The 13,870-nt window shown below is 43.0% G+C and carries 12 protein-coding genes; 2 read left to right on the forward strand and 10 right to left on the reverse strand.

What is annotated here, in order from left to right:
• Positions 1-18: 18 nt before the first annotated feature.
• The 9 genes from tuaF to lytA form a co-directional block, all read right to left on the reverse strand.
• The gene (tuaF, locus tag BTA30_RS10195; RefSeq protein WP_076761165.1) at positions 19-684 is read right to left on the reverse strand and encodes a teichuronic acid biosynthesis protein TuaF; all 666 of its coding nucleotides are present in this window, start codon (positions 682-684) and stop codon (positions 19-21) included.
• Positions 685-736: 52 nt separating this feature from the next.
• Positions 737-2,194 carry a teichuronic acid biosynthesis protein TuaE gene (gene tuaE / locus BTA30_RS10200; protein ID WP_076761144.1) on the reverse strand — a complete coding sequence of 486 codons (1,458 nt, stop codon included), beginning with the start codon at positions 2,192-2,194 and terminating at the stop codon, positions 737-739.
• Between the two features lie 70 nt (positions 2,195-2,264).
• Positions 2,265-3,194 (reverse strand): NAD-dependent epimerase/dehydratase family protein, encoded by a 930-nt coding sequence (locus tag BTA30_RS10205; protein WP_076761145.1) that lies wholly within the window; start codon positions 3,192-3,194, stop codon positions 2,265-2,267.
• Positions 3,195-3,212: 18 nt separating this feature from the next.
• Complete coding sequence (tuaD, locus tag BTA30_RS10210; RefSeq protein WP_094777314.1) at positions 3,213-4,544, reverse strand: UDP-glucose 6-dehydrogenase TuaD; 1,332 nt, start codon at positions 4,542-4,544, stop codon at positions 3,213-3,215.
• A gap of 151 nt (positions 4,545-4,695) precedes the next feature.
• On the reverse strand, positions 4,696-5,901 hold the full coding sequence (gene tuaC / locus BTA30_RS10215; RefSeq protein WP_076761166.1) for a teichuronic acid biosynthesis protein TuaC: 1,206 nt from the start codon (positions 5,899-5,901) through the stop codon (positions 4,696-4,698).
• A gap of 21 nt (positions 5,902-5,922) precedes the next feature.
• Positions 5,923-7,362 (reverse strand): teichuronic acid biosynthesis protein TuaB, encoded by a 1,440-nt coding sequence (tuaB, locus tag BTA30_RS10220; protein ID WP_076761147.1) that lies wholly within the window; start codon positions 7,360-7,362, stop codon positions 5,923-5,925.
• A 23-nt stretch (positions 7,363-7,385) separates the two neighbouring features.
• Positions 7,386-8,093: a sugar transferase gene (locus tag BTA30_RS10225; RefSeq protein WP_275666920.1), complete on the reverse strand. Its 708-nt coding sequence runs from the start codon at positions 8,091-8,093 to the stop codon at positions 7,386-7,388.
• Between the two features lie 224 nt (positions 8,094-8,317).
• The gene (locus BTA30_RS10230) at positions 8,318-9,805 is read right to left on the reverse strand and encodes an N-acetylmuramoyl-L-alanine amidase (RefSeq protein ID WP_076761148.1); all 1,488 of its coding nucleotides are present in this window, start codon (positions 9,803-9,805) and stop codon (positions 8,318-8,320) included.
• 403 nt (positions 9,806-10,208) lie between these two features.
• Positions 10,209-10,508 carry an acidic lipoprotein LytA gene (gene lytA / locus BTA30_RS10235; RefSeq protein ID WP_076761149.1) on the reverse strand — a complete coding sequence of 100 codons (300 nt, stop codon included), beginning with the start codon at positions 10,506-10,508 and terminating at the stop codon, positions 10,209-10,211.
• Between the two features lie 177 nt (positions 10,509-10,685).
• Here lytA and tagU point away from each other — a divergent pair, with 177 nt between their 5' ends.
• Entirely contained in the window at positions 10,686-11,612 is a 927-nt protein-coding gene (tagU, locus tag BTA30_RS10240) for a polyisoprenyl-teichoic acid--peptidoglycan teichoic acid transferase TagU (protein WP_076761150.1), read from the forward strand.
• Positions 11,613-11,652: 40 nt separating this feature from the next.
• Here tagU and wecB read toward each other — a convergent pair whose 3' ends face one another.
• Positions 11,653-12,795 (reverse strand): non-hydrolyzing UDP-N-acetylglucosamine 2-epimerase, encoded by a 1,143-nt coding sequence (gene wecB, locus BTA30_RS10245; RefSeq protein WP_076761151.1) that lies wholly within the window; start codon positions 12,793-12,795, stop codon positions 11,653-11,655.
• Positions 12,796-12,986: 191 nt separating this feature from the next.
• Here wecB and galU point away from each other — a divergent pair, with 191 nt between their 5' ends.
• The gene (gene galU / locus BTA30_RS10250; RefSeq protein ID WP_076761152.1) at positions 12,987-13,865 is read left to right on the forward strand and encodes a UTP--glucose-1-phosphate uridylyltransferase GalU; all 879 of its coding nucleotides are present in this window, start codon (positions 12,987-12,989) and stop codon (positions 13,863-13,865) included.
• Positions 13,866-13,870: the final 5 nt, after the last annotated feature.

Consider the following 13,870-nt stretch of genomic DNA (forward strand, 5'->3'; position numbering starts at 1 on the left):
ACATCCCCAATCAAAAATTTAACGTTCTTTAAAAACTTCCGGAACAACAATGATAAAAAACGACAGCGCCAGTCCAATCAATACGCCCAGCACCGCTCTTTTTTTAGGCGACATCCCGCCGGCCTGGTTATCCATAACGTTTAAAGGCTCGATTTCTTCGGCGGCCTTCAGGTCAAGCTTGTTCGTTTCAAGCTCATACAAAAATCTTTGTTTATCAACCTTGGAGTCAGCGCTGACTGTTTCACCTTCAAGCGCTTTAATGTTCTTTTCGATCATTTCTTCTCTTTTTGAAAACAGCGTCTTGTCCGCTGTCATATAGGCATTCTTGATCTTTTCTAGAACGTTCAATGCTTCTTCTTTGTCAGATCCTGTATAGTTCAAATTAAAAAGCGAGTCTGAGCGGATTTCAATCGCCAGTTCATCTTTAAGCGTCGCAAGATCCTCTTCCGGCATCTCCGGGAAAGCTTCTTTTAAAAACGGTTCATTTTTCAACAGCAGCGGAACATCTTTTGCATTATTGTACTTCGATTCACCGTAATTTCCTGTCGAGATTGTCACAGAAGCCGTGTAGTCAGACGGAGCGGCCTTTCCCTTTGGCATGAAATAGCCAAACAGTCCAAGAACAAGCGGAAGCGCGATTATCAGCACAAAATACTTTTTTATTCTTCCTGCAATACGTTTCATTAAATGCTTCACATGAATTTCTCCCTGCTTTTAAATTCTTTTTTGACAACAATCATCTAAAACGTTCGGTCTCACCTGTTCCTTTTATTCTAAAGGTATTGACCGCCGCAATGACCAAAGCGAGAAACACCCAGTGGAAATATAAATTCGAGACGGAACTCGGACTGATGCTTGATACAAGAAAGCTGACAAGAGCGGCGATCAGCCCCTCCAAAAGAAGCTTATAGCGGCTTGTGAGCCCCCTTTTATAAAAACGGTAAAGCACTACAATTAAATAAATATATATCGTTAAATAGCCAAGCATCATGATAACCCCAAAATTCGCCATAATCTCAACGAGCCAGTTGTGCACTTCAACAACCTGATCCGTATCAAAAAGCGCATGATGCTCTAGATAATAAGGCACATTTCCGGCTCCAACGCCAAATCCGTATGTATCCAGCACATAATGTCCGGCGTTTTTCAAAAGATTTGCCCTGGCGACATTGGACGGCAGCGGCTCGCTGAAATCGTGTGTGGTTTGCGGGGCTAAGAAGTATTTATAGAAAGTATCTGTGATTTTGCCGGAAAAAAGCGCGGCAAAAGCGATGAATCCTGTGGCAGCGGCGATAAGGACCCACTTCTTGAAAAGCCGCGGCAGCAAAATGAACACGTATAGCGCAAGTCCGGCCGCCACACCCAAAATACTGGCCCTTGAACCAGTCAGGTAAATCAAATAAACCGAACAAAGCGCAAGTATCAATCCCGCCATCTTCATATAGCTGTTTTTCATGTTTTTGAAAAAAGCCAAATAAAAGAAGAAGCTGATTGACAGGAACGTCGCAAAGTCATTCTGATTGAAAAAAACCGACGTCGGATAGTGCTGCTTATAATGCGGCCCGTTATAAAGCGTGGAGCTCGGCAGATGGTGCAATGTAAAATGATTATAGAACCCGATGACCATTAAAAAAATCGTCATCACCATCCATATATAATAGAAAGCGAGAAGCCGGTCCAATTTTTGAAAGTACATCACAATCAGAAAGACAAAAAACATCCCCATCGCCAACAGCGATAAATATTTCACACCGTCTGTAACAGACTTGACCCAAAGCAGCGAAATCATTCCATAGCAGAACCAAAAAGCAAAAAACATGAGGATGCCTTTCACTTGAACAGGCTGCCATTTTTTAAGATGACTGTTGCCTTTCAACACTTCCGCAGCAAACCAGACAGCTGCAAGGAGCAAGAGAATACGGTACGGAAACAGGCTGAAAAAGCCGAGCTTGACCGTAAAGAACGCATTGTTGGCAAAAGTGGCTGCGATGAGAAGATATAAGATGGGCAGCATCAGCTGTTCCGGCGATATGTAAGGCCTCAGCACCACGATCACGGCGAGTGTGATCAACAATAGAAAGACAAACAACATTTTCTTTGTACTTGTCTGAGCCAGCAGATTTGTTAAAGCTAAGCCTGCGATCAAAGCGGCGAGCCAAACCAAAGCATTGACCGCGTAGCGTTTCAGACTCATTGAATTTCCCCTTCCTTCCGCTTGTTTCTGGAAAAGGGGCTGCCGACATTTGCCAGCAGCCAGTTATTGATTACGTATTCATCTCTTTTTTATAATATGAAATCGTCTTTTCCAGTCCTTCACCGAGCGGCATTTTCGGTTCCCAGTTTAATATTTTTTTTGTGTCTTCATTGCTCAGCGTGCTGTGGCGAATATCTCCCGGTCTTTCATCCTGATAGATCGGAGAAAGCGTTGAATTGGTCACCTTTTTCATTTCGGCAAACAGCTCATTGACTGTAATTGAAAAGCCGTTGGAAACATTTAAACAAACGTTTGATTGGGCTTTGAGCGCTTGTATATTAGCGGAAGCCACATCGCCCACATAGATGAAGTCGCGGGACTGTTCACCATCTCCAAAGATGACAGGTGCCGTGCCGCTTGTTAAAAGATCGGAGAAAATCGAGACGACTCCACCCTCTCCTTTTGCATCCTGACGCGGTCCGTACACATTGCTGTACCGCAGCACACAGTACTCGACTCCGTACAGGTCATAGGCCAGCTTTAAATAGTTTTCAACGGTAAGCTTTGTCAATCCGTAAGGCGAGCCGGGATTTGTTTGATGACGGGTGTCGACAGGCAAATAATCCGGGTTTCCGTAGACGGCGGCGGATGACGCAAAGACGATTTTTTTCACGCCGCATTCACTCGCTGCTTTAATGATATGGAGTGAACCTCTTATATTGATATTTTCATCATTTAAAAAATCGCTGACAGACTCCGCTACACTCACCTGTGCTGCTAAATGAATAATATAATCGGGATTAATGCTTTTGATCACTTCTATGGCTTCCGGGTGTGTAATATCCTCCTGATAGAAATCGATTGGAAGACCCTCGATATTTGAGAGATGACCCGTTGTTAAATTATCAAGCACCGATACTTGATAATGTTCTTTCAGGAGCTGTTCCGTAATATGTGAGCCGATAAATCCGGATCCGCCTGTCACTAGTACTTTTTCCATTGTTAAAACACCCCGCGTTTATACTTTTGTTAAGATCTTCTCTCCCTGAACTCCAGGGCGGCCGATTGAATGGTAGATCAATCCTTCTCTTTTCATATCATCAAGCTCAAATAGATTTCTTCCGTCAATTAGGACCGGTTGATTTAAATAAGATTTTAGTTTCTTGACATCCATATGCTTAACCTGCGGCCAGTCCGTCAAAATGAGACATGCATCAGTATCTTTTACAGTACTAAACAAATCGTTGCTATAGACAGCTTGATCGCCAAGCAGACGTTCCGCTTCCGGAACTGCAATCGGATCATATGCTTGCACATTGGCTCCAAGGCTTCGCAGCATCGGAATCACGTCTAAAGCAGGCGCAGACCGCATATCGTTTGTATTTGGCTTAAAAGCCAATCCGAGAACTGAGATTGTCATGCCATTCAGATCGCCAAACACATCAAGCAGCTTTTGGACGATGTGCGCACGCTGTTTCTGATTCGTCTCAATGACGGCTTCAATCATTTTAAAAGGATAGCCGACAGATTTGGCGATTTGCAGCAAAGCCATCGTATCCTTAGGGAAGCATGATCCGCCAAAACCGATCCCTGCTTGTAAAAATTTCTTGCCGATTCTGCTGTCGAGCCCGACGCCTTCAGAAACCTTTGACACATCGGCGCCGACTCTTTCACAAATATTCGCCATATCATTAATAAATGAGATTTTCGTTGCTAAAAATGCATTTGCCGCGTATTTGATCATTTCTGCGCTTTCAAGGTTTGATTTGACGATCTTCGTTTGAAATGGTTTATGAAGTTCTTCTATAATCGCCGCGGCTTTTTCGCTCGTTGCGCCGATAACCGCTCTCTCCATATTCATCGTGTCATAAATCGCTGTTCCTTCACGGAGAAATTCAGGATTTGAGACGACATCGAACGGATATTCACCTTTGGACGCCTCTTCAATAATTGATTGAACGAGCTTTCCTGTTCCAACAGGCACTGTGCTTTTGTTGACAATAATTTTATACCCGTTTAAATGGCTTCCGATCGATTCGGCAACGGATTTCACATAGGTTAAATCAGCTTCTCCGTTTTCTGACATCGGCGTTCCGACTGCTATATATATAATGTCCGATTCTTTAATCGCCTTGGGAATGTCCGTTGAAAAGAACAATCTGTTCTCATTTACGTTTTTATCAACAAGTTCTTGCAGCCCGTTTTCATAAATCGGCATTATACCGGCTGATAACCCTCTGATTTTTTCAGCATCTATATCACAACAGACAACCGAGTTCCCTACCTCTGCAAAACAAGTTCCAGATACCAGCCCAACATATCCTGTTCCAATAACAGCGATTCTTTTCAATATCATCATTCCCTTCCTTAAGCTAACCCTTCAATCCAATAGCTTTTATAGGCGATGATTTTGTCTCTATCTCTTTTCTTTATAATCTCATCATGGACGCAAAACTGCTGCTTTAAACGGGAGTCTCTTTACATTTATCCCGGTTTTTCTATTAGAGGTCTACGCCATCATAAGGTTTCTTATTCATGTCATGCAAAATACTTTCATACCTCTTCTTCAGCGCTTTCGCGTTTTGGCTTGCATCATAATGCTCATATACCTTTTGATACAGCTCCTCAGCGATATCCTTCTGCCATTTGCCGCCTTCCATATAATCGATCACCGCGGCTTTCAAATCGGCAACAGAACGCGGTTTTACAAGGAGATGCTGATGCTTTCCGAACAAAGACGGCACACCGCCGACCGATGTACATAAAACCGGTACTTTCAGAGCGAGTGCTTCAATGACAACGGTCGGCATCCCTTCTGAATATGAGGGAAGAACAAAAAGATCTGATGCGGCAAGGTATTCAGATATTTCCTGATTTGCAACCTGTCCCGTCAATATCGCTTGATCTCCGGCTTTTTGACGGATCTGCTGTTTTTCCGACCCATCTCCGATAAAAACAGCCGTGTAGCTGTCATCAAGCTGGCGGACGGCCTCTGCAAGCTCTGCTACTCCCTTCCCTTTGACCAAACGGCCGACGAAAGCCAGCAGTTTTTTGTCTGTGGGCAAGCCGTATTTCTCCCTCAATTCACCCTTTGAAGCAGAGGGCTTTTGAAACCGGTCAAGGTTAACCCCGATGGGAAGCACAGAGCTTTCAACACCGGTCAGCTCTTTTGTTCTTTCTTTCAGCACATCGCTGACCGCCAATACATCAGAAGCGGAGCGAACCGCTTTTTGAAAAGCTTGAAAAGCGCTTTTGCTGTAATGCGGATAAATATTGACATCACTTCCGTGCAGCGTCAGTATATAAGGAACTTTCAGCCTTTCTGAGACGACGGCAGCGGCGCCCCCGGAAGGCATCGCGAAATGAGCATGAATCATATCGGGAGCAAGCCCGTGTTTCTCGATTGCCCGCAAAACGGCCTTGGCTATCCGGCGATGCGGCTGAGCCCATTTCAACTGGCCGGGCAGCGCCATATATGGAGGCCTGTAGACCGGAACGCCCTTTCTTTCTTCATATTCCGGAACTGACCGTATTTGCCGGTATTTTTTTTTCAGCAACCTGAGAGGCGCGGGATTCACAGGCAATGGACATATGACTGTGACATCCATGCCGAGCATTCGCAGCGCCTGGACTTGAGTCTCATGAAAAACGCCTTCCCCCGGTTTTTGACCGCTGGGATAAACACTTGTAATCCAAAGTACCTTCAACATTAAACGCCCTTTCTGCTGTCATCTTCGAAACCGGGCTCTTACTGCCCTTTGATAAACCTTGCTGACCAAAAAGCTGTAGAACATTCCGCTGATACCGACGGAAACCGCCAGCTGAAGCATGGCGCCGTTTAGCAGGTGTCTGCTTCCTGCGCTCAAGGCCAGCGCGAGCGCCGCCATCAAGGCCGTCAAGGCCAGCGGTTTGCCGATTGTTTTGAAATAATCGGCCAGATTCAGCTGGATCACATATTTGAGCAGCCACCTTCCGATAAAGAAGTTGATCAGACTAATCGCGGCATACGTCCAGGCGGTAATCGTCAAGTCTTTCGTCAACACCGCGCCATAGAGAGACAGCCCGTAAAGAAGCATAACACCGCTGTCCCAGTAAAACGCCAAGTCCGCTCTCCCTTTTGCCAGCAAAACCGATCCGTTCGGATTCATCAGAACCCTGAGCAGGCCGACAATGGCTAAAATGTTGAGAACAGGGACGGCCTGAAGCCATTTTTCTCCGAACACAACCTCAATAAACAGGTCGGAAACGGTGGTCAGTCCGATCAGAAGCGGGAACGAAACCAGTGCGAGAAGCTTTGTCATATTTAGAAATCCTTCTCTTAAAACCCCGTTGTCCCTTTGGTTTTTTGAAAAGACGGGAAAGGCAACTCTTGTGATAATCGGGTTAATCTTCAAAACGGGAATCGTGATAATCTGGTAGGCCAGGTTATAGATCCCCAAAGCTTCCGCACCGAGAAACCGCCCGATCAAAATCATATCAATGTTGGCGCCAAGCCGGTTGACAAGCCGGGAAGCAAGCTGGAACGCGCCAAAAGAGAAAAACTCTTTCACTTCCCGAACAGCAAATACGAATGAAGGACGCCATTTTTTTAAATATACAGTAAAAAACAGGATTCCTTTAACAGAATTGAGAAAAACTTGTGACAATGCGTAGGCGATAATCGGATCCGCCAGAAAAATCAGCACGAGCAGCAGCACAAACGACAAAACCGTTGCTCCGGCTTCAATTTTGCTCAGCACATTAAACTTTAAATCTTTTTGCAGCATATATTGATATTGCTGCCCGACCGGAGCGATTAAGAACATCACCGCCAAAATGCGAATGAGCAGCACAAGTTCATCCCGCTGATAAAAATCGGCGATCACCGGACTCAGGAAAAAGAGGCCGGCAAACAAAAGGAAGCCCGTTATGATATTCAGCCAATACAAAGTCGATAATTGGCGTTCACTGATGTCTTCCTTTTGAATCAAAGCGGCCCCGAATCCCATATCAAGTACGATTTGCGTAAAAACTGTAACGGTTGTCAGCATCCCGACCAGCCCGAATTCGGCGATGGTCATGATATTGCCAAGCAGAGCAAACTGTACAATCTGAATCACCGTGATGATCAAAGTTGACAGACTTGTCCATTTTGCACCGCTTAATATTTGTTTCGTAATGGTTGACATAGCTTATTCCTAACTTCCTCGTATTATCTGGCTCCCTCACCAGTCAATACTACTTTAATCGTTTTTACCATAACCTTCAAATCGAGAAGAAAGGTCAAATTTCGAATGTAATAAAGATCATGCACAAGTTTTTCCCTCGGACTGATATCATAGCCGCCATTAACCTGTGCCAGTCCGGTTAACCCCGGCTTTACAATTAAGCGGTTTTTAAATCCCGGTATCTCATGGTGGAATTGAGCTGTAAACATCGGCCGTTCAGGCCTTGGCCCGACAAGGCTCATGTCTCCGGCCAGAACATTGATCAGCTGCGGAAGTTCGTCGATCCTTGTTCTTCTGATAAACGACCCGACGGCAGTGACACGCGGATCATCCTTCTGGGCCCATTTCGCTCCAGATTTTTCAGCATCGATTCTCATGGAGCGCAGTTTAATCAGCTTAAAGTGCTTTCCGTCTTTGCCAACGCGTTCCTGTCGATATAGAGGTGAACCGGGAGTCTCTAGAGAAATCAGCATACAAAATAATAGGATCACCGGCAGTGTCACTGCCAGACCGATGAGTGATAGGACGATATCCATTGCCCGCTTTATATTCAAATAACGTACTGCTTTTTCAGATAGAGCACAAGAATAGATTTGCTGGCTTGAGTATTCATGATACATTCTTAAGCTTTTGTCCATACTCACTGACATACACCTCGCGATTGATTTGGTACTTTGTGATCTCTGCGTCAGTGTAGCATATGAACGTAAACACAATGTAAAGGACTTGTTAAAGAATATTAATAGTGTTATTTTTTGATAAATTTGTTTAAATTTCTATTATCATCGATCACCGCCGCTCCTTTTTGTTGAATTAATGGAATTATCATACTATATTTTAAGGCATAAAAAAAGAAGCCGAACGTCGGCTTCTTTACAGCTTTGGCAAACTAATTAAATGTAGATGCCCCTGTCTTCTATCTATAATATACTGAAACGGCGTCATTGATCCCTTTTGCCGCTCTATCCTTTAAAGTCGCACTTTTTAATTTGCTGGCGTCTGACGAATTTGTGATAAAAGCCGTTTCTATTAAAACGCTTGGCATTTTAGAGTTTTTGATCACATAGAATCCAGCTGTTTTTACGCCTCTGTTCCTTGTTCCAAACGCGCTTACGACCCTCGGCTGGATTTCTTCAGCAAGCCGCTTACTGTTGGCGCTTTGATAGTTTTTATCATAATACGTTTCAGTACCATTTGATGAAGGCGTATATGAATTGGCGTGAATGCTGATAAACAGATCGGCCTTCGCGTTAGCGCCCCTTTTCACCCGTTCTTCCAGGGAATAAAAAGTATCGTTTGACCTTGACATCACAGGAAGAGCACCAGCACTATACAGCTTGCTGTTCAATCGCTTGGCGATGTCCAGGTTAACGTCTTTTTCCTTCAGGCCGTTGCCGATTGCACCCGGATCCTGATCTCCATGTCCCGGATCGATAAATATCGTTTTACCCACGGCCGGATTTTTAAGCTGGTTCGCCACTTTGGAAGCGACCGAAGGCGTCCCGCCCATTATGGAAAAGTATTTAATACTTTTATCGCCGATGAATGTTCTCGGTTCCTTTGATAAATTTTCTCCGTTCGTCAGAATGATCGCTTTATTTTGTTTTGCAGCAAGGGCGGCTCCACTAATAGAATCAGCATATTTAAATCCGTTGCTTACATAGGTGTTGCTTGTGCTTAAACTAAACTTCTTTGCGATATTCACAGAAAGGTCATAGCGATTTTTTCCGCTGATTCGAGTCGGAGAAGGAAGTTTACGATATAAAGTGCTGTTTATGCTTCCTGTGCTCCCTATCACGAATGTCTGTTTAATGCCTTTGCTTTTCATTGCCTCAGAGGTATAGCTGTTTAACGTTTTTTGATTTGTAAACAAGATCGGGTAACCATTTTTAGCAGCATACGGAATGACGGCGATTGGATCTGCATATAAGAATCCGTTTGCTATTACCGCTTTTGAAGTGCTTGACATAGATTTAGCCACTTTTGCCGCTGTATCATAACGGTTTTTCCCGGCAATTCTTTTGACCGTGATCCCGAGATTTTTGATTTGGCTGGCTACTCTGTTCGATACAGCAGGAGTTCCCCCAATAATATATACAGTTTTCGTCTTTAATTCTTTTAAACGAGACTTCGTTTCAGAAGACAGATTTTTAGAGTTCGTTAACAAAAGCGGTGCATTTTTCTGATAAGCAAAAGGCGCTGCGGAAATGGCATCCGCATAAGCCCCTCCGCCTACAACCACTGCCGTGCTGGCGCTTGACCAGCCTTTTTTGGATGCCTGTACTGCTGTGTCATATCGGTTTTTCCCAGCAATTCTGCTTGCTGTGTTATCTGCCAATGCAGAAGGTATAAATAGAACAAGTCCTAATAAACATATCGGGAGGACTTTAAAAATTCTACGCAAAGCGATCCCTCCATCTTTCTTTCAAAAATTTAAAATGTAAATCAACTAAGTTCTAAACATGATAATACGTGAAAATAGATCGTTCATTTCAATTAATGATATGAATCTTGTACATCACTCTGCATCGGCTGACCATATAGCGCTGGAGGTGTCTTGATCAAAAGGTTAATTTATGAAGATTTTTAGAGGCATGCCCGTGAGAAAACCCCAATCTTTATCCGATTCACGTTGATGATCTGAGTTAGACTCCTTTACTGACCTTTAACTGATCATTCCATAATATGAGATTGTTTCGTTTGTTCTGGATCATGTGCGCCTTGGCTATTTTCTATGTAGCTTTTGGGGCGGACGCCATCATTGCTCTCCGCCCTTTATGACAAAAAGTACGAGCTAATTGATGTCTCTATTTCACACTCTCAATTTTTTTTAATTCAAGCTGGCCTTTCTCATTTTTTTTATAATTGACTTTCACTTTTTCGCCGTCTTTTAATTGGTCGATGTCACCTTCGTAATCACCGACAATATTTAAACTGACAGGTTCATTATTAATTTTCACTTCGATTGTATGAGAATCAGCCAACCCCACAAACGTTCCTTCCTCAGTCTGAACTTCATTTGTTTGACTTCCTTGTTTGGATTGTTCAGCAGTTCCGCAGCCTGCCAAAAGAACTAAGAAGAACATCAATGCGGCTAGTTTTTTCATTTTTATCACCTCTTGTTTTTTATCGACAAACATTTTTAATTTTAAAGAAAATAAAAGGATTTTGAAACATTCTTAAGTTCTATTTCGTCAAGTTGTAATGTGAAAGAAAAAATAGGTTGTTTCTAAGAATTTTAAAATCTATAATCAAGTAAGATAAAAAAATAAGGTGAGGAATCTATGAGAGCTGAAAAAAGAAAAAAGAAAAGGAAAGTCTTTTTCATTATTTTAACAATTATAGGCTTATTCGTTTTAGGTACCGGCGGCTATGCGTACTATCTCTGGAATAAAGCTGCCTCAACTATCGCAAGCATACATGAAGACCTTGGAAAGTCCGATAAAAGAGACAAACAGGTTGACGTTAACAGCAAGGATCCAATTGCCGTGTTAATCATGGGTGTAGATGAAAGAGAAGGCGATAAAGGACGGGCCGACTCTCTTATTTATATGACAGTTAACCCTAAAACGAATAAAACAGAAATGGTAAGTATTCCGCGTGACACATATACCGAAATCATCGGTAAAGGAAAGATGGACAAAATCAACCACTCCTATGCCTTCGGAGGAACCCAAATGACCGCGGACACGGTTGAAAACTTTTTGGATGTACCTGTTGATTACTTTGTAAAAGTGAATATGGAAAGCTTCAAAGATATTGTCGATACACTCGGCGGAATTACAGTAAACAGCACGTTTGCCTTCAGCTATGACGGACATTCTTTCAGCAAAGGGGAAATTACCCTGAATGGAGAAGAAGCGCTTGCCTATACCAGAATGAGAAAACAGGATCCGAAGGGCGATTTCGGAAGACAGGAGAGACAGCGTCAGGTCATTGAAGGCATCATTAAAAAAGGTGCAAACATCTCATCCGTTACTAAATTCGGCGATATGTTCAAAGTGATTGAAGATAATGTCAAAACAAACCTTACTTTTGATGACATGTGGGATATTCAGTCAAACTACAAATCAGCCCGCAATAATGTCATCCAGCATCAGCTGAAAGGCCAGGGCACAAAAATTAACGGGATTTATTACTATCAAGTGGACGAGAGCGACCGCGAGGCGATTTCTGATGAACTGAAGGAAAGTTTGGCACTTAAAAATTAACGAAACCAGCTCCACATCACAAAAATGTGGAGCTGGTTTTTTAATTTTCCTTAAAAGGGAGCGGTTTGTCAGTCCGATAGCCAAAACGGTAGAGTATTTCTTCGACAATGCGCTTTGATGCTTTTCCATCGCCGTATGGATTTGAAGCTTGGGACATTCTATGATATTCTTCATGATCTTCTAACAGCTGCTTTGTCAGCTGATATACATTTTCTTCAGCCGTCCCGGCCAGTTTTAATGTTCCTGCTTTTACGCCTTCCGGTCTCTCTGTCGTATCTCTTAATACAAGAACCGGTTTTCCAAGGGAAGGTGCTTCTTCTTGAACACCGCCGGAGTCGGTCAAAATGAAATGAGCTCTAGAAGCAAAATTATGAAAATCGATTACCTCAAGCGGCTCAATTAGGTGAACTCTATCCAAGCCACTAAAATACCGATCTGCAGCTTGTCTAACAACAGGATTTAAATGTACGGGATACACCACTTGCACATCAGGATATTCTTCTGTGATCCGCCGGATCGCACGAAACATATTTTCCATCGGTTCGCCCAAATTTTCGCGGCGATGTGCGGTTAAAAGAATCATCCGGTCGTTGTCCATCTTATCAAGAAGCGGATGTGAGTATTTCTCCCGAACCGTTGTGTTCAAGGCATCTATGGCTGTGTTCCCAGTAACGAAAATGGATTCAACTTTTTTATTTTCCCTTAATAAATTGTTCTCCGCCTGATTTGTTGGCGCAAAGTGAAAATCTGCAATCGCCCCAGTCAACTGACGGTTCATTTCTTCAGGAAATGGAGAGTATTTGTTACCCGTCCTTAATCCAGCTTCGACATGACCGACTGAAATCCTGTGATAATAAGCAGCCAGACTTCCCGCAAAAGTAGTCGTCGTATCACCGTGCACAAGAACAAGATCAGGTTTAATCTCTTGGAAGAGCTGATCTAATTTTGTAAGGGCATTTGACGTAATTTCAGCCAATGTCTGCCGTTCCTTCATAATATTAAGATCAAAATCAGGCCGAATATGAAATGCTTCAAGCACCTGATCAAGCATCTGCCTGTGCTGGGCAGTCACTGTCACATATGATGAAATTTCTGGGTGTTTTCTTAATTCCAGCACAAGAGGCGCCATTTTAATCGCTTCAGGTCTAGTGCCGAATATAGTCATGATCTTTAGTTTTTCCATTTTAGCATTTACCTTTCCTTTCCCAGACAATCTGTAGCTTGTATTTTATAATAACATTAATTGTTTTCATATATCATTATTTTTTCCTAAACAGAATAATTTCTTTGTTTTGTTGATACGTGTGAAAAAACTCGAATTGTGGTAAAGTTTAAGGTATCGATCACATACACTTTAAGGAAGGTGCTTTACTAATGAAAAAAGTAAGAAAAGCAATTATTCCAGCGGCTGGGCTTGGAACCCGCTTTTTGCCGGCTACCAAAGCAATGCCGAAAGAAATGCTTCCGATTGTCGACAAGCCGACCATCCAATACATAGTTGAGGAAGCCATTGAATCTGGCATCGAAGATATCATTATTGTAACAGGTAAAGGAAAGCGTGCCATCGAAGACCATTTCGACCATGCGCCTGAACTTGAACGCAACCTTGAAGAAAAAGGCAAAAATGAACTACTTGAAAAAGTTCAAAAAGCGTCTAATATGGCTGATATCCATTATATTAGACAAAAAGAGCCAAAAGGACTCGGACACGCAGTCTGGTGCGCCCGTAACTTTATCGGCAATGAGCCTTTTGCCGTTTTGCTTGGAGATGACATCGTTCAAGCTGAGACACCAGGGCTGCGTCAGCTGATGGATGAATATGAAAAAACCCTTTCTTCCATCATCGGTGTTCAGCAAGTGCCCGAAGATGCCACACACCGTTACGGAATCATCGATCCGCTGACAAAAGAAGGCCGAAGATATCAAGTAAAGAACTTTGTTGAAAAACCAAAGCCTGGAACAGCTCCTTCTAATTTGGCGATTCTCGGCCGCTACATCTTTACGCCTGAAATCTTTATGTATCTGGAAAAGCAGGAAATCGGAGCCGGCGGAGAAATTCAATTGACAGATGCGATTCAAAAGCTGAATGAAATTCAGCGCGTATTTGCTTACGACTTTGAAGGCAAACGATATGACGTCGGTGAAAAACTTGGGTTTATTCAAACGACACTTGAATTTGCCATGCAGGATCAAGAACTGAAAACTCAGCTTGTTCCTTTTATAGAAAATCTTTTAAACAAAGAAGAGATTTAAAAAAC

The sequence above is a fragment of the Bacillus swezeyi genome, from assembly GCF_001969815.1.
GTDB classification, from domain to species: domain Bacteria; phylum Bacillota; class Bacilli; order Bacillales; family Bacillaceae; genus Bacillus; species Bacillus swezeyi.

Bases quoted from the DNA above. Each gene is read 5' to 3' on its own strand.
- tuaE (WP_076761144.1), bottom strand. From the start codon at position 2,194: ATGAGTCTGAAACGCTACGCGGTCAATGCTTTGGTTTGGCTCGCCGCT.
- tagU (WP_076761150.1), top strand. From the start codon at position 10,686: ATGAGAGCTGAAAAAAGAAAAAAGAAAAGGAAAGTCTTTTTCATTATT.
- BTA30_RS10205 (WP_076761145.1), bottom strand. From the start codon at position 3,194: ATGGAAAAAGTACTAGTGACAGGCGGATCCGGATTTATCGGCTCACAT.
- tuaF (WP_076761165.1), bottom strand. From the start codon at position 684: ATGAAACGTATTGCAGGAAGAATAAAAAAGTATTTTGTGCTGATAATC.
- lytA (WP_076761149.1), bottom strand. From the start codon at position 10,508: ATGAAAAAACTAGCCGCATTGATGTTCTTCTTAGTTCTTTTGGCAGGC.
- galU (WP_076761152.1), top strand. From the start codon at position 12,987: ATGAAAAAAGTAAGAAAAGCAATTATTCCAGCGGCTGGGCTTGGAACC.
- tuaB (WP_076761147.1), bottom strand. From the start codon at position 7,362: ATGTCAACCATTACGAAACAAATATTAAGCGGTGCAAAATGGACAAGT.
- wecB (WP_076761151.1), bottom strand. From the start codon at position 12,795: ATGGAAAAACTAAAGATCATGACTATATTCGGCACTAGACCTGAAGCG.